The organism is Staphylococcus sp. GDY8P67P, assembly GCF_017892545.1.
GTDB lineage: Bacteria > Bacillota > Bacilli > Staphylococcales > Staphylococcaceae > Staphylococcus > Staphylococcus ureilyticus.
Genome location: NZ_JAESLH010000030.1, coordinates 1 through 17,316 on the forward strand (window position 1 = coordinate 1; position 17,316 = coordinate 17,316).

At 33.1% G+C, this 17,316-nt stretch carries 14 protein-coding genes and 6 tRNA genes; 15 read left to right on the forward strand and 5 right to left on the reverse strand.

Annotation, left to right across the window (positions count from 1 at the left end; genetic code table 11):
* The first annotated feature begins 31 nt into the window (after positions 1 to 31).
* The 10 genes from KA833_RS12020 (at position 32) to glmM (ending at position 4,942) form a co-directional block, all read left to right on the forward strand.
* Positions 32 to 106, forward strand: a tRNA-Asn gene (locus KA833_RS12020).
* 3 nt (positions 107 to 109) lie between these two features.
* Positions 110 to 181 (forward strand) — tRNA-Glu (locus tag KA833_RS12025).
* Between the two features lie 12 nt (positions 182 to 193).
* Positions 194 to 269 (forward strand) — tRNA-Val (locus KA833_RS12030).
* 18 nt (positions 270 to 287) lie between these two features.
* Positions 288 to 371, forward strand: a tRNA-Tyr gene (locus KA833_RS12035).
* Positions 372 to 375: 4 nt separating this feature from the next.
* Positions 376 to 450, forward strand: a tRNA-Gln gene (locus KA833_RS12040).
* Positions 451 to 453: 3 nt separating this feature from the next.
* Positions 454 to 526: transfer RNA gene (locus KA833_RS12045), tRNA-Lys, on the forward strand.
* Positions 527 to 776: 250 nt separating this feature from the next.
* Complete coding sequence (gene rocF, locus KA833_RS12050) at positions 777 to 1,682, forward strand: arginase (protein ID WP_046207707.1); 906 nt, start codon at positions 777 to 779, stop codon at positions 1,680 to 1,682.
* Between the two features lie 139 nt (positions 1,683 to 1,821).
* Positions 1,822 to 2,628 (forward strand): diadenylate cyclase CdaA, encoded by an 807-nt coding sequence (gene cdaA / locus KA833_RS12055; protein ID WP_019467737.1) that lies wholly within the window; start codon positions 1,822 to 1,824, stop codon positions 2,626 to 2,628.
* A 1-nt stretch (position 2,629) separates the two neighbouring features.
* On the forward strand, positions 2,630 to 3,562 hold the full coding sequence (locus KA833_RS12060) for a CdaR family protein (RefSeq protein ID WP_046207708.1): 933 nt from the start codon (positions 2,630 to 2,632) through the stop codon (positions 3,560 to 3,562).
* Between the two features lie 24 nt (positions 3,563 to 3,586).
* Complete coding sequence (glmM, locus tag KA833_RS12065; protein WP_046207709.1) at positions 3,587 to 4,942, forward strand: phosphoglucosamine mutase; 1,356 nt, start codon at positions 3,587 to 3,589, stop codon at positions 4,940 to 4,942.
* Positions 4,943 to 5,252: 310 nt separating this feature from the next.
* On the opposite strand, the gene KA833_RS12070 is transcribed toward glmM, so the two are convergent.
* From KA833_RS12070 to KA833_RS12085, 4 genes are read right to left on the reverse strand one after another with little or no spacing between them, the layout of a single operon-like run.
* A complete protein-coding gene (locus KA833_RS12070) occupies positions 5,253 to 6,356 on the reverse strand; it encodes a mannitol-1-phosphate 5-dehydrogenase (protein WP_064209822.1) in 1,104 nt (367 codons plus the stop codon).
* A complete protein-coding gene (locus KA833_RS12075; protein ID WP_046207711.1) occupies positions 6,356 to 6,790 on the reverse strand; it encodes a PTS mannitol transporter subunit IIA in 435 nt (144 codons plus the stop codon). The genes KA833_RS12070 and KA833_RS12075 overlap by 1 nt, the downstream gene beginning before the upstream one ends.
* A gap of 5 nt (positions 6,791 to 6,795) precedes the next feature.
* The gene (locus KA833_RS12080; protein ID WP_107365739.1) at positions 6,796 to 8,826 is read right to left on the reverse strand and encodes a BglG family transcription antiterminator; all 2,031 of its coding nucleotides are present in this window, start codon (positions 8,824 to 8,826) and stop codon (positions 6,796 to 6,798) included.
* A 38-nt stretch (positions 8,827 to 8,864) separates the two neighbouring features.
* Positions 8,865 to 10,400, reverse strand: coding sequence for a PTS mannitol transporter subunit IIBC (locus KA833_RS12085; protein WP_046207713.1), 1,536 nt, complete (start codon positions 10,398 to 10,400; stop codon positions 8,865 to 8,867).
* A 641-nt stretch (positions 10,401 to 11,041) separates the two neighbouring features.
* Between KA833_RS12085 and glmS the strand changes: the two genes are divergently transcribed.
* The 4 genes from glmS to KA833_RS12105 all read left to right on the forward strand — a co-directional run bounded on the left by glmS (position 11,042) and on the right by KA833_RS12105 (position 15,087).
* Positions 11,042 to 12,847: a glutamine--fructose-6-phosphate transaminase (isomerizing) gene (gene glmS / locus KA833_RS12090; protein ID WP_210128422.1), complete on the forward strand. Its 1,806-nt coding sequence runs from the start codon at positions 11,042 to 11,044 to the stop codon at positions 12,845 to 12,847.
* Between the two features lie 149 nt (positions 12,848 to 12,996).
* A complete protein-coding gene (locus tag KA833_RS12095) occupies positions 12,997 to 13,356 on the forward strand; it encodes a DUF2200 domain-containing protein (RefSeq protein ID WP_070657408.1) in 360 nt (119 codons plus the stop codon).
* 27 nt (positions 13,357 to 13,383) lie between these two features.
* Positions 13,384 to 14,184 carry an ABC transporter ATP-binding protein gene (locus KA833_RS12100; protein WP_046207717.1) on the forward strand — a complete coding sequence of 267 codons (801 nt, stop codon included), beginning with the start codon at positions 13,384 to 13,386 and terminating at the stop codon, positions 14,182 to 14,184.
* Positions 14,185 to 14,235: 51 nt separating this feature from the next.
* Entirely contained in the window at positions 14,236 to 15,087 is an 852-nt protein-coding gene (locus KA833_RS12105) for an HAD family hydrolase (RefSeq protein ID WP_046207718.1), read from the forward strand.
* Between the two features lie 269 nt (positions 15,088 to 15,356).
* On the opposite strand, the gene KA833_RS12110 is transcribed toward KA833_RS12105, so the two are convergent.
* Positions 15,357 to 16,445 carry a hypothetical protein gene (locus KA833_RS12110; protein ID WP_046207719.1) on the reverse strand — a complete coding sequence of 363 codons (1,089 nt, stop codon included), beginning with the start codon at positions 16,443 to 16,445 and terminating at the stop codon, positions 15,357 to 15,359.
* Positions 16,446 to 16,576: 131 nt separating this feature from the next.
* Between KA833_RS12110 and KA833_RS12115 the strand changes: the two genes are divergently transcribed.
* Positions 16,577 to 17,308, forward strand: a complete 732-nt coding sequence (locus KA833_RS12115; protein ID WP_046207720.1) for a metallophosphoesterase family protein — start codon at positions 16,577 to 16,579, stop codon at positions 17,306 to 17,308.
* Positions 17,309 to 17,316: the final 8 nt, after the last annotated feature.

Sequence of the window (17,316 nt, forward strand, 5' to 3'; positions counted from 1 at the left end):
AGTAGGACGTTGCCAGGCAATGTATTATTATTCCACAGTAGCTCAGTGGTAGAGCTATCGGCTGTTAACCGATCGGTCGTAGGTTCGAGTCCTACCTGTGGAGCCATATGGCCCCGTGGTCAAGCGGTTAAGACACCGCCCTTTCACGGCGGTAACACGGGTTCGAGTCCCGTCGGGGTCATTGATACATATTGGAGGATTAGCTCAGCTGGGAGAGCATCTGCCTTACAAGCAGGGGGTCGGCGGTTCGAACCCGTCATCCTCCACCATTGCTAATTTAATAATACGGAGGGGTAGCGAAGTGGCTAAACGCGGCGGACTGTAAATCCGCTCCTTCGGGTTCGGCAGTTCGAATCTGCCCCCCTCCACCATTAATGGGCTATAGCCAAGCGGTAAGGCAACGGACTTTGACTCCGTCACGCGCTGGTTCGAATCCAGCTAGCCCAGCCATTAGAGCCATTAGCTCAGTTGGTAGAGCATCTGACTTTTAATCAGAGGGTCAGAGGTTCGAATCCTCTATGGCTCACTTTTAAGCATTCCTTCGGGAATGCTTTTTTTGTTTTTAATAGAAGTTTTTTGATATTTATTATATACATTTTTTTGTTTAAAATAATGAAATTATGTTGCTATACCTAGTTATTTTGAATTAAAAATCGTTATTTTGTTTCTTTATGTAATTTGCTTAAATTTACATAATTGGGGGCTTTTGTATTAGCTTGAAAGTCATATCACTTTAGATTATCCTAGTATCAAACGAAAACAAAGGGGTTTTTTAAATGGATAAATTAGTAGAGATTATTGGTGCACCTTCGACTTATGGCCAAAAAAAATTGGGGGTAGATTTTGGACCGGACGCAATCCGTTATGCAGGTATTGTAGAACGAATACAAAATATTGGAATTAATGTTAAAGATTCAGGTAATATTAGTGTTCCTGCAATACATTTAGAGAAGTTCAACTCAGCTCAAAAAGGATTACGCAATTTAGATGAAATAGTTGAAGTATCTAACCAACTTAGTGAAACAGTATCACAAAGTGTTGATAATGGTAATTTTCCACTTATATTAGGTGGTGACCATTCCATAGCAATAGGCTCAATTTCTGGTATTAGTAAACACTATGAAAATTTAGGAGTGATTTGGTATGATGCACATGGTGATTTAAATGTACCTGAAGAATCACCTTCAGGTAATATACATGGGATGCCACTGCGAGTGTTGGCAGGCGAAGGGGACTCACGATTAGTGAATATCTCTAATTATGCGCCAAAAGTTAGACCAGAGAACATTGTACTGATAGGTATGAGAGATTTAGATAAGGGAGAACGTCAATATATTAAAGAAAATAATATAAAAACATATACAATGGCCGATATTGATAAACTTGGGATTAAGCACGTGATGGAGGCAACTTTAGATTACTTGAAATCTAAAACAGATGGCATTCATTTGTCATTAGATGTAGATGCCTTAGATCCTGCTGAAACACCAGGAACTGGTACAAGAGTACTAGGAGGCTTAACATATAGAGAAAGTCATTTTGCGCTTGAATTATTACATAATTCAAATTTAATCACTTCCATGGATTTAGTTGAAGTAAATCCATTGATAGATATGAATAATCACACGGCAGAACAGGCAGTTTCATTAGTAGGTAGTTTCTTTGGTGAAACATTATTATAAAACAATAAAAGGAATAATATGGGGGTAATTCCATATTATTCCTTTTAATTTTATGATAAAAAATTAATACTTAATATGACAGTTAATGTTATGATTGGTATAATATATAACATGGGAACAGATAACCGGAGGAGATGTTATGGATTTATCCAACTTTTTTGATGATTGGAGTACAGTCAAAATAATTGCTAGTGTACTCGATTTGCTCATTGTATGGTATGTACTTTATCTTCTCATTACAGTATTTAAAGGTACAAAAGCGATTCAATTGCTGAAAGGTATTGTAGTAATTGTGATCGGCCAACAAGTGAGTAAAATGTTAAACTTAACAGCGACATCTCGTTTGTTTGATTTAGTAATACAATGGGGTGTTTTAGCTTTAATCGTTATATTTCAGCCGGAAATTAGACGTGCTTTAGAACAACTGGGTAGAGGAAGTCTATTTAAACGCTATTCTACAAGTTTGAATAGTGATGAAGACAAGCTTATTTCATCTGTTTCTAAGGCTGTTCAGTATATGGCTAAACGCCGGATTGGCGCATTAATCGTATTTGAAAAAGAAACAGGATTACAAGATTATATTGAAACAGGTATAGCAATGAATTCCGAAATTTCTCAAGAATTACTGACTAATGTGTTTATACCAAATACACCTTTACATGATGGTGCTATGATCATTCAAGCGAACAAAATTGCAAGTGCTGCCAGTTATTTGCCACTGTCAGACAGTGCTAAAATAGCTAAAAGTCTGGGAACAAGACATAGGGCAGCTGTGGGCATTTCAGAAGTTTCAGATGCATTTACAGTAGTAGTATCTGAAGAAACAGGATCTATTTCAGTCACGTTTGATGGTAAATTAAGAAAAGATATCTCTAATGAAGCATTTGAAGAATTATTGGCTGAACATTGGTTTGGCACACACTTTCAAGAGAAAGGTGTGAATTAATATGTTAGAAAGTAAATGGGGATTAAGATTAATCGCATTAGTTTTAGCATTAGTATTCTTCTTATCTGTCAATAACATGTTTGGTAATATCTTTAATGCTGACCAACTGGGACAAAAATCTACTGAAACACTTCAGGATGTACCAGTACAAGTTAATTATGATAGTAAATCGTTATATGCTAGCGATGTACCGAATAAAGTGGATATTGAAATATCTGGTCCACAATCTCAAGTGTTGAAAGCTGAAAACGGCGAAAATATTAAAGCTGTACTTGATTTGAGTGGTGAGAAGGCTGGAAAACATACCACACAATTCAAGGTCAATGGTTTAAATAAAGACGTTGATTATACAGTTAAGCCAAAAGAAACAACAGTTAATCTTGAAGAAAAAGTTACTAAGAAACTTAAAGTAGAACCTGATGTGAGTGATAATGACTTAGATGCCAATTATAAAGTGAGTGACCAAAGCGTATCGCCTGAAACAGTTAAAGTTACTGGTGGTAGCAAGCAAATTGATAAAATTGCATACTTAAAAGCTACGTTTAAAGATAAAGATAAAATTAGTAAAGATACTACGGATATTGCACGTATCACTGCTTTTGATAGAAAACTCAATAAAATCAAAGTATTAATACAACCAAATGAAGTTAATTTGAGCGTCAAATTGGAAGATTATAGCAAGAAAGTAAAAGTGAAAACTAAAGCAATAGGCGCCTTACCTAAAGGTAAAGAGATAGATGATATAAAATTAGATAAAGAAGAAGTAGAAATTTTCGGTAATAGAAACGACATTCAAGATATTGACGAAATTACTGCAGAAATCGATTTAGATGGAGTTACAGAATCAACTGAAAAAAATGTAGAATTTAAATTACCAGATGACGTTTCAAAAATTGAACCAAATGAAACAACAGCAAAAATTAATATTAAATAGATTTTTATAAAGGAGATATAAATCATGGCAAAATATTTTGGTACAGACGGCGTAAGGGGCGTTGCAAACAAAGAATTAACGCCAGAACTTGCGTTTAAATTAGGGCGTTTTGGAGGTTACGTGTTAGCCCATAATGAAGGTGAAAAGCACCCTAAAGTACTAGTAGGTAGAGATACTCGTGTTTCTGGTGAAATGCTTGAATCTGCGTTGATCGCTGGATTGATTTCAATCGGTGCAGAAGTCATGCGTTTAGGCGTTATATCAACACCTGGCGTAGCATATTTAACTAAAGAGATGGAAGCTGAATTAGGTGTTATGATTTCTGCTTCTCATAACCCTGTCCCAGATAACGGTATTAAATTTTTCGGTTCAGATGGTTTCAAACTATCTGATGATCAAGAAAGAGAAATTGAGCAATTATTAGACCAAGAAAATCCAGAATTACCACGTCCTGTCGGTGAAGACATTGTGCATTATTCTGATTATTTTGAAGGTGCGCAGAAGTATTTAAGTTATTTAAAATCAACGATTGATGTTAACTTAGATGGTATGAAAATCGCCTTAGATGGTGCCCATGGTTCTACTTCATCTCTAGCACCGTTTTTATTTGGAGATTTAGAGGCTGATACAGTTACGGTTGGTTGTAATCCTAATGGTTATAATATTAATGATCATGTAGGATCAACACATCCAGAAACATTGTCTGAAAAAGTTGTTGAAGCTGAATGTGACTTTGGATTAGCGTTTGATGGTGATGGCGATAGAATAATCGCTATTGATGAAAATGGAGATATCGTTGACGGAGATCAAATTATGTTCATCATTGGTCAAGCAATGAGCAAGAACCAAGAATTAAATAATAATATGATCGTCTCAACCGTCATGAGTAATTTAGGATTCTACAAAGCTTTAGAAGATGAAGGTATTCAATCTAATAAAACAAAAGTAGGAGATCGTTACGTAGTTGAAGAAATGCGTAGAGGTAATTATAATTTAGGTGGAGAACAATCTGGCCATATCGTGTTAATGGATTATAACACTACTGGTGATGGTTTATTAACAGGCGTGCAGTTAGCAAGCATTATTAAAATGACTGGTAAAAGCTTGAGTCAACTTGCAAGACAAATGAAAAAATATCCTCAATCTTTAGTTAATGTGCGTGTGACTGATAAATATCGCGTAGAAGAAAATGTAGATGTTCAGGAAGTTATGACTAGAGTAGAGGTTGAAATGAACGGAGAAGGGCGTATTTTAGTTAGACCATCAGGCACGGAACCATTAGTAAGAGTTATGGTTGAAGCAGCAACTGATGAAGCAGCACAACATTATGCCCAAACAATTGCAGATGTAGTTAAAGAGAAAATGGGGTTAAATGAATAAGTTCTATGACTTATTTGAAACTGTTAATACAGATACTAATGATAGTGTTAGTACATGTATTGACAGTTTTTTTATTAGCTATAAACCAAACGAAGTGTGTAATTCATAATATTATATTTTAAATTCATTTTGTAAATTAAGTTAGGTAGATATCTAGTAGAATCAGAAGCATAAGAAAAGTACAGAATTGAGCTATAAAGTCACTTATTTCTTGCAAATACAACTAATGTTATAAAAATTAACTAAAAAGACTAATCCATATAAATGAGGATTAGTCTATAATTTTGGATATTTAATAATACATTATCTTTTATAAAACGTTGTATTCTTTGTTAATTTCAGAAGCCAAGTGATCATCAATTTTAGCATAATCTTTTAAGAAGGCTTCAACACCATAATCTTTAATATAATTATTTTTTTCAACTGTTTCTTGATCATTCGTATCATCGTATTTTAATAGTAATGCAGCTGCTTTAATTAAGGCATGATGTTTTAGATTATTTTGATAGAGATAATTTAATGGTTTAATTATTCTATCTTGAGGTCCAATTTTACGGATTGTGCCTCGACCAACACGAGTTACTTCATCTGAAAGATGAGGGTTTTTAAAGCGCTCAATAATTTTATCAACGTATTTTGCTTGTTCTGATGTTGAAAAATCAAATTGGTTCGTAATGTATTGACTGGTTTCTTTTAAAACTTCTTCCAGGTCATGTTTGATTATTTTATCATTCATTGCATCTAAAATCGTAGGTTGATTATTATATCTACCAGCGTAGGCTAAGAATGCATGACCAGTGTTTACCGTCAATAATTTTCGTTCAATATAAGGCGTTAAATTAGACACGTATTTGATATGATCTAATTCTGGACCATACCATGCATCTTTTTCTACAACCCATTCATAGAAAGGTTCCACGATGACATCTAAAATATTCTCATTGGACTGCAGAGGAACAATTCGATCAACTGCAGAATTGACAAAATGAATATGGTCATCTAATGGACCAGTGATATCTAAGATTGCCTCTTTCAATGTGTTCGTAGCCATAATGGCATTTTCACATGCTACAATATTTACCGGTGTTTCTTTTTCTTTTAAATAAGGCGCAAACGTTTTAGCTATAATTGGTAAAATATTTACACCGACTGCAGTAGTAATTAAATCAGCTTCTAATACAGCTTGTTTTAATTTAGCAGAAGGTTGTCCTGAATTGATTGCGTCAACATTGTGCACACGAGTTGTTGTTTGCGCATCGTCAGCTAGTATCACATCATATTCATGTTTTGAATCTAAAGCATCAATAATTTCAGCATTGACATCTGCAAATGTAACTTTAATATCATTATCAGCTAAAATATAACCAATAAAACCACGACCAATGTTACCCGCACCAAAATGTAATGCTTTCATTATGCGTCAGCCTCCTCAAATACTTGTTTAATTTCTTCAGCTGATGAAGCATTGATAATGCGTTCAACATTTTCTTCTTCACTAAATGTAATAGCAATTTTTGATAGTAAATCTAAATGCTCACCATCTTTACCTGCGATACCTACAACCACTTTAACTTCTTCTCCATCCCAATCAACACCATCAGGAATTTGAATTAAAGTTAACCCTGATTTTAATACACTAGTTTTCGCTTCATCAGTACCGTGGGGAATGGCCAATCCATTACCCATAAATGTTGTTACAACTTGCTCACGATCTTTCATAGCTTGAATGTAGTCTTCTGTAACTGCACCACTGGATACAAGTGCTTGTCCTGCTTTTTCAATTGCTTCGTTTTGATCTTTCACTGTTTGATTAATAAAAATATTGTCATTGCTAAATAATTCGCTCATATTATTCACTCCATGTTTAATTGATTTTGTAATGCTTTCAGATAACTTTGTTTTAGTAAATCTGATAATTGTTCTGGTTGTTGCATAAATTGATCGATATTATCGAGATGCTCACCAATTTTTCCAGATAATTCACTAATAAGTTGTGCCATGATATCATCCGGAGGTATGAACATATTTAATAAATATGTTACAGAAACTTTGTCATTTTGATTACTTTTAAGCAAAAGTGGTTTTTCTAATATAGTGACTAGGATAAATGGTTTTTTAATTAAATCACTTTTTAAGTGTGGCATAGCAATAGGATAAGGATCTAAAACAAAGCCTTGTTCATCCATGCGTTGCTTAATAAGTTCAGCGAATGACTGTTTATCTTCAATAATTTGATGTTTAAATAATTGTCTTGTTAAATACATAATCCAATCTTGAATATGTGTATAATCAATATATATCGAATCAATGACTTCAAGTCCTTTACGGATATAATCTAATTGATATTCAGGATTTGAAAAGGTTATATCAGCATCATCAAATATTTGCGTTTGTGGCTTGTCTTGTTGCATGTTTAGAAAAGCAGCTACGTGATTAATGTCTGCATCTGGTAACAATGGATTAACAGTGAGATATGGTAAGCTGATATCTAGATTAACTGTTGAAATAATAGCATCATATTGTTGAATATCAATGGAATTAAGATCACCCACAGAGGCTTGCGTTGTTTGTTGAATTTCACTAAATGTTTGTTGTAATCGTGTAGCAAGTAGACGGCTTGTACCAATCCCACTACTGCAAACGACGAGCACCTTATAAAAAGATGTGGCTTGTTTTTGAATTGCACCACCGAAATGTAATACGATAAATGCAATTTCACTTTCTGGAAATTGAAAATTTGGCCATGTTTTTATTAAACCTTGATGTACACTTTCAAATAATCTTGGATATTTATGCTTAATCATTTCAGTTAAAGGATTATGCGTTTCAATATTAGCATTTAATCGATTGATTGCAGGTATTATATGCAATTTTAACCCTTCGCTTAATGTTCGCCAATCTTTAAATGTTTGTTGAGAAATCTCTGATACCATTTGAATAAGATTTTTGATGCGTTGATCATCTTTATTATTTTTAAACACTTCAGTAGTTTCTTTGCGTTTGGCCCCGCGTAAATGAATCGTGATAAAGGTTATTTCGGCTTGGTTGAACTGAACGCCGTAGATGTGCTCTAAATGTAATGCTAAAGCTGAGGCGACTTGATGTTCAAAGGTATCTTTGACATGATTATAAATATCATCATTTAAAGCTACATATTCATCTTTAAGCATTCGATCAATGCTGAGCACAATGTGTACTGTTAAAGTTAAATAGCTTGATTCTGTCAGTGAATAAGGTAGTTGTCCTAAATGATCCATAAGAATTCTCTCAACTTGGAAGATTTTATCTAAATCTACCATTGGTAACTGAGTTTGATTAATGGATTGATACACAAAGTGGTTTTCTATTACAGAATAAACACTCGTACTGTTTAAATTATTAACCATCAATTGACTTAATAACTCTCTTTTTTTTGATTCAGCACCATAAAGGTGAATACCTTCACCACGCTTTTTTTGAAGCGTTAATTGATATTGTACGAGTTCACCATCTAACTCATCTAGTAATTTAGCTAGGGTTTGCGTAGAAACACCAATTTCGTGTGCTAAACTGTATTGCTTGATTGGATCTTTAGCTTGAATAAGTGCATATAATATAATTACTTTTTGTTCTTCTTGAGACAAATCAATCGTAACTTGTTGAAGTAATTCATTTTTTAATGAATGTATCGCTGATGGACTACCAGATAACTGTAAACCTTTTTTCGTAACGCGTTCCAATTCAATATTAAAACTTTCTAAAAATGGCTCAATAGACTTTAATTCTCTATGAATAGTACGAGAGGATACAGCTAAATGTTGAGCAATGTCATAAATAGTGACATATTGACCGTGATACTTAATTAACATTTCGATAATTTCCTTTTCACGTGTACTCAAAAACATAGCCATACCCTCCAATTTATTTCTCTTTTAGTGAGTGATTAGTTTTCTTCTTTTTTAAGGTTTTCTAATAATTCATCATATCTAGGAGAATTTAAGAAATTCTCTACTGAAATATGAATTGCATTTGGAACTTGTTTGATTGCTCTATCTGTTAATTTTTTCTGAGTAATGACAAGTTGAGCGTCACTTGGCAATTGATTAATCGCTGTATTCGTTACTTCAACGTCTTGAATGCTAGCTTTTTTGAATTTGTTACGTAACATGCTTGCGCCCATAGCACTTGATCCCATACCTGCGTCACAAGCGAAGATAACATGATTTACTTTACTGTAGTCATGTGCATCTACATTCTCTGTATCATAGTTATCTAGTAAATCATCCTCTGATTGACTATCACTATTTTTGTCAGCTGTATCTTTTGTGGTTGTTGAAGTGTTATCATCACTATTCCCTGTTAACTTAGAAGATACACTCGATTTTTTACCTTTTGATGCTTCCATTTTCTCTGTCGCTGCTTCTAAATCTTCTTCTGTTTCTTTTGTGAATTTTAAAATAATTGATGAAACAATAAATGAAACGATTGCTGCTAATAACACACCTGTAATCATGTGTAAGAATTCGCCTTTAGGGGCATTTAACATATATACGATAAATGAACCAGGTGAAGCTGGACTCTTGAACCCAAAGTCTAATAATGAATAAGTAGCAACACCAGTCATACCACCTAATATTACTGCGATGAACAATAAAGGTCTCATTAACACATAAGGGAAGTAAATTTCATGAATACCACCTAAGAAGTGGATAATCCCAGCCCCATATGAAGTAGCTTTAGCTGTCCCTTTACCAAAGATCATATAAGCAACTAAAACACCTAAACCTGGACCAGGGTTTGATTCGATTGTGTATAAAATAGATTGGCCTGCAGATGCAGCTTGATCTGCACCCAATGGTGTAAATACACCATGATTTATAGCGTTATTTAAAAATACGATCTTAGCAGGTTCAACAATAATACTTACCAATGGAAGTAAATGCGCATGTACCAATGCTTCAACAGCAACTGATAAAATATGCATGATAAATTCCATGATTGGTGCTAATATTTTAAAACCTATGATAGTCATAATAAAGCCTAAAATACCAGCTGAGAAGTTATTGAATAACATTTCAAAACCTTGTGGTGTTCTTGGTTGAATGAATTCATCAGTTTTCTTCATTAACCAACCAACAAGTGGTCCCATAATCATTGCACCTAGTAACATAGGTGTTTCTGGTAATGCTACAATAACACCCATTGTTGCTACAGCTGCAATAATTCCGCCACGCATCTCGTGAATTAGGCGACCACCACTATAAGCAATTAATAATGGTATTAAATAAGTAATCATTGGTCCAGCTAATTCACCTAAATCTTTATTTGGCCACCAACCGCCATCTATAAATATTGCTGCTATAAAACCCCAAGCAATAAAAGCACCAATATTAGGCATAATCATACTACTTAAAAATGATCCAAAGGCTTGAACTTTACGACCAATTCCTTTATTTTCTTGAGCATCTGTTTGTGACATAATTTGCACCTCTTTTTCTCTGTATTTAAGTATCATTGTAGGTCTGTTTACATAAATAAACAACAAATAGTAATCTCAAATTTGTCACATATTTTTTGACAAGTTTATGACTATTAATATATGGAAGGTTTTGAATTTTTAATAATAAAAACATTTTGCAATTATTTTAAGGATGAAGTTAATAAAAAATTTGCATTTGGTCACAAATACATTGTACAATTAGTGGTATTGAAGGAAAGGAGGAAAGTTTGTCTTAAATATATCAATAAAAGCGCCTGTGCAAGTGAAGCGGTTAAATATTTAACATTTAAGATTTATAGCAGAAATCTTAATAGATATGAAATCGAAGCTTGTAGACGAGGAGGATAGTTATCGAACCATCGGCGGATGCTATCCCGGATGTGGCTCATTCGTAAACTTATTAAGGAAAACATTAGGGTGACCTAGTGCACAAAGTTAATAAGATAGCCAAATTAAATAAAAATTAAAAGTAAAGGTGAATGGGATTTCTGTGCCTATTTTTAAAATTTCTTACAAAAACGAATGTTAAGAAATTTATTTGAATTGGTCTTATATATTGAACAGGTTCCTATACGCCGAACGTTCAATACCCTTCACCATTAAATTGGAGGAGTATTTATATGTGTGGAATAGTTGGATATATCGGGCATGATAATGCCAAAGAATTGTTACTAAAAGGATTAGAAAAATTAGAATATAGAGGATATGACTCTGCTGGTGTTGCTGTTGTTAACGATGATGGCACAAATGTATTTAAATCAAAAGGACGTATTGCAGAGTTAAGAAAAGTTGCAGATAGTAAAGACGTTGATGGCAATGTAGGTATTGGTCACACACGTTGGGCAACACATGGTGTGCCAAATTATGAAAATTCACACCCACATCAATCTGCAACTAAACGTTTCACTTTAGTGCATAATGGTGTAATTGAAAACTATGAAGAGTTAAAAAATGAATATTTATCAGATGTAAAATTTCTATCTGAAACTGATACAGAAGTTATTGTTCAATTAGTTGAATACTTCTCAAATACTGGACTTTCTACAGAAGCAGCGTTTACGAAAGTTGTATCGTTATTAGAAGGTTCTTACGCATTAGGATTAATTGATAGTCATGACCGTGACACTATGTATGTTGCAAAAAATAAATCGCCGTTATTAATTGGTGTAGGCGATGATTTTAATGTTATTGCTTCAGATGCACTTGCAATGTTACAAGTAACAAACCAATACAAAGAAATTCATGATCATGAAATTGTTATTGTTAAACGTGATGATGTAGTTATTAAAGACCAAGAAGGTACGGTACAAGACAGAGAAGCTTATACTGCACAAATTGATGCTGCTGATGCAGAAAAAGGTGTTTATGATCATTACATGTTGAAAGAAATCCATGAACAACCTGCAGTAATGCGTCGTATTATCCAGGAATATCAAGATGCTGATGGTAATTTGAAAATGGATGCGGATATTATAAAAGATGTAGCAGATGCAGACAGAATTTACATCATCGCAGCAGGTACAAGTTATCATGCAGGATTAGTTGGTAAAGAATACTTAGAAAAATGGGCAGGCGTGCCTACAGAAGTACATGTTGCTTCAGAATTTGTATATAATATGCCATTACTTTCTGAAAAACCATTATTTATTTACATTTCACAATCAGGTGAAACAGCGGATAGTCGTGCTGTATTAGTAGAAACTAAGAAACTAGGGCACAAATCATTAACAATTACAAACGTTCCTGGTTCAACATTATCTCGTGAAGCAGATCATACTTTATTATTACATGCCGGTCCTGAAATAGCCGTTGCATCTACAAAAGCCTACACTGCACAAATTGCAGTACTTTCAATTTTGTCACAAATTGTAGCGAAAGAACACGGTAAAGAAGCCGACGTTGAGTTATTACGAGAACTCGCGAAAGTGACTACTGCTATTGAAACAATTGTGGATGATGCAGATGTAATGAAACAAATTGCTACAGATTTCTTAGAAACAACTAGAAATGCATTCTTTATTGGTCGTACAATCGACTATAATGTTAGTTTAGAAGGCGCATTGAAGCTTAAAGAAATTTCTTATATTCAAGCAGAAGGTTTTGCAGGTGGTGAACTTAAACACGGTACGATTGCTCTTATTGAAGAGGGTACTCCAGTGATTGCTTTAGCTACACAAGAAAATGTAAACCTTTCTATTCGCGGCAATGTGAAAGAAGTTGCTGCACGTGGCGCAAACCCTTGTATAATTTCTATGGATGGATTAAATAAAGAGGGCGACACATACGTTATTCCTCATGTCCATGAGTTGTTAACACCATTAGTTGCTGTTGTGGCAATGCAGTTAATTTCATATTATGCTGCACTGCACAGAGATTTAGATGTGGATAAACCACGTAACTTAGCTAAGTCTGTAACAGTTGAATAAATTTATAAATAAGTTTGAGCTGGGACATTAAATTGTCTCAGCTTTTATTTTTAACTTATTGAAAGTGAAATGTTTTCAAAAGTTTAGAAAATTTAATATGCTAAGAAGAACGATTACATATAGAAATTAAAGAAAGGTAGTGTAAAATAATGACAAAACCTAAAATTTATACTATGGCTTTTGGAAATGTTTATCCTCATTTAGTGAAAAAGGCCGAAAAAAAAGGTAGAACGAAAAATGAAGTGGACACGATCATTAAGTGGATGACCGACTATAGTCAATCTCAGTTGGATGAAATGGTAGAAGATGGTACTGATTATGAAACATTTATTCAACAAGCACCACAATTAAATCCACATAGAACTAAAGTGACAGGTGTTATTTGTGGGATTCGTGTTGAAAATATGGAAGAATCAGTAATGAAAGAGATTAGGTATTTAGACAAGATGGTTGATGAATTAGCTAAAGGTAAGACATTGGAAAATATATTTAGACAGAATCAAAAATAAATGGCAATTTAACAAAGGGGGATATATATGCTAATTGATTTGAACAATATAGCAAGAAGAAAAGATGGAAAAGAAATTGTTCAAGGTGTGAGTTGGCAGATTAAAGAGGGAGAAAAATGGATGTTATATGGTTTGAATGGGGCAGGTAAGACGACACTATTGAATATTTTAAATGCCTATGAGCCAAATACGTCAGGTGAAATGACTTTATTTGGTATGAAGCCTGGAAACAAAGGATATTCTGCTGAAAATGTACGCCAGCAAATTGGATTTGTATCTAGTAGTTTAATGGATCGTTTTCAAGATGGTGAAATTGTTTTAGATGTAGTAATGAGTGGGATATTTAAGTCAATCGGTGTGTTTCAGGATGTACAACAACAACACATAGATTTGGCAAAACAATATTTAAAGCAAATGGGAATGACTCAATTTGAAAATCAATATTATGGTTATCTTTCTACTGGAGAGCGTCAAAAAGTGTTGATAGCAAGAGCTTTGATGGGGAGCCCTAAACTTTTAATTTTGGATGAACCAGCTTCAGGACTAGATTTTATTGCAAGAGAAGATTTATTAAGTGCACTGACACAATTGTATAAGCAAAATCCTCAATTAGCAGTAATTTATGTCACGCATTTTGTAGAAGAAATCACCCAGGACATTGATTATGGTTTTTTATTGAAAAATGGACAATCTTTCAAACAAGGTCAATTATCCGAAATTCTAAATAATACAACATTAAGTCACTTCTTTAAGCGGAATGTCAGCATAACATATAACCATGGGCGCTATACATTGTTTTTAGAAGATGAAGACATTGCAGAAACATAGACAAAGTGCCATAATTTAAGACGATAACATATGATGGAGGATTTATATTAAATGGAAAATGTTAAAGCAATATTTTTGGATATGGATGGTACAATTTTACATAAAAACAATCGTGTAGATAACGAAACAACAGAAATAATACAGACTTTAAGAAATCATGGTTATAAAGTGTTTTTAGCTACTGGAAGAGCACATGATGAGATTCATTACCTTGTACCTAAAGACTTTAAAGTGGATGGTATTATTAGTTCTAATGGTACGAACGGTGTCGTTCACAATGAAACTATTTTTAAACATAGTTTAACATTTGATACGGTAAATGAAATTGTGAAAAGAGCAAAAGCACAAGCAATTTATTATGAAGTGTTTCCTTTCGACGGCAATCGTATCATTCTTAATGAAGATCAAACGTGGGCAGAAGCTATGTTTAAACAATCAACACCACCTGAAAACGTAGGCTATAGTGAGTGGACATCCCGTAGAGAATCTATTGTTGAAAAAGTAAGTTGGGAACCAATTATCCCTGACACATCATTTTCAAAAATTTATTTATTCTCACCAGATTATGATAAGATTACTCAATTTCGAAATCAGTTAATCGATGACCAAACAGCACTTCAAATCAGTGTATCAAATTCATCGCGCTTTAACGCGGAAACAATGGCTTTTGGTATTGACAAAGGCACTGGAATTAAAGAAATGATAGACTACTTTGGCATTAAACAAGAAGAAACATTAGTCATTGGTGATAGTGATAACGACAGAGCGATGTTTGCGTTTGGTAATTATACTGTAGCGATGAAGAACGCTCGGCCAGAAATTCAAGCTTTAGCTGATGATGTCACTTCATTCACAAATGAAGAAAACGGTGCGGCATTATACTTGAAAAAACATTTATTATAAAATATACGTATAGATAAATTGATTAAAAAAGACACTTTTCTCGTTTAATAATGATTATTAAATGAGATAAAGTGTCTTTTTTTGATATGGATAATTGACTGTTCACATGCTTTAGCATAAGAATCAATTGAGAGTGTGCAAGTATAATATAAACAGTTAAGTAGTATCGTAAAAAAAGACAAGTATAAATTCAAAAGGACTAATCCTTTTGAACGTGGATTAGTCCTTTTTGAAGGTAGAACGATGGTCCTAACTGTTTCCTATTGATATTATTTTTCTTTGTTATCAATTTGATCTTTGATATCTGAAGCCTTTTCTTCAGCATTATCTTTAAACTGATCAGAAGTTTGATTAACTTTATCCGTAGCTTTCTCAGTTGTATGATTAACACTATTGCTTACTTTAGATGTTTGATTAGATTGTGTAGAAGCTTTTGATTTTTTAACTTCTGATTTATCTATTTTCTCGCCATTTTTATTGTAGTATTGAATAATTGCTAATAAGTTTGTGTAATAAACGATTAATCTAATTATAATAACGATTACTGACACAATATAGATAATAGTCGTTGCTAATGTTTGTGAAATACTACCAGTACTAATAGAAACTAATTGACTTACTGGGTTTGCTAAGATGATAACAAGTAAATTTAGCAATAATATACCTATATAGAATTTAAACCAAGTTTTATTGCCGTTTTTAATAGCTTTAAAGCCACGTTTCACAGATGACCAAGCGCCTCTACTAGGTTCTTTAACAAAAGCTAATGTATAATTGATGATTAGGATTGTAAAGAACCAATAAACAAATGACAATATAAATACTTGTAAAGTAGCGGCAATGATTTGGAATGTTAATGACCATCCAAGTGCATGATCAGAACTGCTTAACGGTCCTTGTAATGCAGTGAATAATTGTACAATGCCTAATTGTAATAGCTTACTTATTAGAATATTAAGTAATAATATAATAATAATACTTAATAAAGTAATTAAAGATAATTTTAACGATTTAGCATATTTACCTTTTTTAAATATTGAAAATAAATCTTTGAATTTAACCTTGTCTTTATTAATTGCATTGTCTATAGTGTATATAGTTCCAGCAATAAGTTGATAGCCTACAAATATGAAAACCACTAATGGAATTAATATTGCTAGTATTAATGTAATTAAGGCACTACCAATAGGTTGTTGCATTGCCATTGACATTAAAAACTTATATATTGCTGGTTGAACTGGTATAAAAGTTAGAACAGTCAAAGCAAATAATATGATAAAACTTACAATTGTGAATAGTAAAATTTTAGCATTTTGCGGTTTAGCATTTTGTAATGCTAGTTTATGAAATTTAAACAAATTTTAAGCACTCCTTTTTAGTGATAAGCATATGCTATCAAAAAATTAGAGATTTTAAAATTAATAGGTAACAAAATGACTATAAAATGTTAAAATGACCAAATGAGAAAATGTTGAAAGGAGATATCATCATGAAATTTGCAATTCTTACTGATGTACATGGCAATTTTGATGCGTTGGATACAGTATTGGATGATATTGATAGAAGAAAAGATATAAATAAAATATATAACCTAGGCGATAATATTGGTGTAGGCCATGAAACAAATAAAGTACTTGACGAAATATTTGAAAGAGATGATATGGAAATTATTGCAGGTAATCATGATGAAGCGGTGATGTCAATTGTTAACGATACGCCTTATCCTGAAGACTTAAAAGATAAATTTTATGAACACCACCAATGGATTGAAAGCCACTTAGATGAAGATTATTATGATAAATTAAATGCATTACCTCGTGTTATTGAAAAAACTATAAATCATAAAAAAATCATGTTCATTCATTATGAAATCCCAAATGATAAATTGAAAACGCCAATTGATGGGCAGCCGTTTAGTCCCATTGTGGAACCTACAGAAGAAAATATTAAATCACTATTCGAGGATAAAGAAGCAGATTTAATTGTTTTTGGTCATAATCATACGGTTCATTTGTTTGATGATAAATCTAAAGTTTATTTTAATCCTGGATCTGTTGGATTGAATAATGGCGCATATGCTGTATATGGTATTGTTACTATCGATGAAAATGAATTTTCATTTGAAAGGGTTAAAGTTCCTTATGATAATGAAGAATTTATAAGAGGTTTTAAAGAAAAACAAGTGCCAGCTAAAGAGCTGATATTTGATAAATTTTTATAGGCATAAAA

What these genes read in the sequence shown, in the direction of transcription:
- rocF (WP_046207707.1), top strand. Translation starts at nt 777, where the DNA reads ATGGATAAATTAGTAGAGATTATTGGTGCACCTTCGACTTATGGCCAA.
- cdaA (WP_019467737.1), top strand. Translation starts at nt 1,822, where the DNA reads ATGGATTTATCCAACTTTTTTGATGATTGGAGTACAGTCAAAATAATT.
- KA833_RS12060 (WP_046207708.1), top strand. Translation starts at nt 2,630, where the DNA reads ATGTTAGAAAGTAAATGGGGATTAAGATTAATCGCATTAGTTTTAGCA.
- glmM (WP_046207709.1), top strand. Translation starts at nt 3,587, where the DNA reads ATGGCAAAATATTTTGGTACAGACGGCGTAAGGGGCGTTGCAAACAAA.
- KA833_RS12070 (WP_064209822.1), bottom strand. Translation starts at nt 6,356, where the DNA reads ATGAAAGCATTACATTTTGGTGCGGGTAACATTGGTCGTGGTTTTATT.
- KA833_RS12075 (WP_046207711.1), bottom strand. Translation starts at nt 6,790, where the DNA reads ATGAGCGAATTATTTAGCAATGACAATATTTTTATTAATCAAACAGTG.
- KA833_RS12080 (WP_107365739.1), bottom strand. Translation starts at nt 8,826, where the DNA reads ATGTTTTTGAGTACACGTGAAAAGGAAATTATCGAAATGTTAATTAAG.
- KA833_RS12085 (WP_046207713.1), bottom strand. Translation starts at nt 10,400, where the DNA reads ATGTCACAAACAGATGCTCAAGAAAATAAAGGAATTGGTCGTAAAGTT.
- glmS (WP_210128422.1), top strand. Translation starts at nt 11,042, where the DNA reads ATGTGTGGAATAGTTGGATATATCGGGCATGATAATGCCAAAGAATTG.
- KA833_RS12095 (WP_070657408.1), top strand. Translation starts at nt 12,997, where the DNA reads ATGACAAAACCTAAAATTTATACTATGGCTTTTGGAAATGTTTATCCT.
- KA833_RS12100 (WP_046207717.1), top strand. Translation starts at nt 13,384, where the DNA reads ATGCTAATTGATTTGAACAATATAGCAAGAAGAAAAGATGGAAAAGAA.
- KA833_RS12105 (WP_046207718.1), top strand. Translation starts at nt 14,236, where the DNA reads ATGGAAAATGTTAAAGCAATATTTTTGGATATGGATGGTACAATTTTA.
- KA833_RS12115 (WP_046207720.1), top strand. Translation starts at nt 16,577, where the DNA reads ATGAAATTTGCAATTCTTACTGATGTACATGGCAATTTTGATGCGTTG.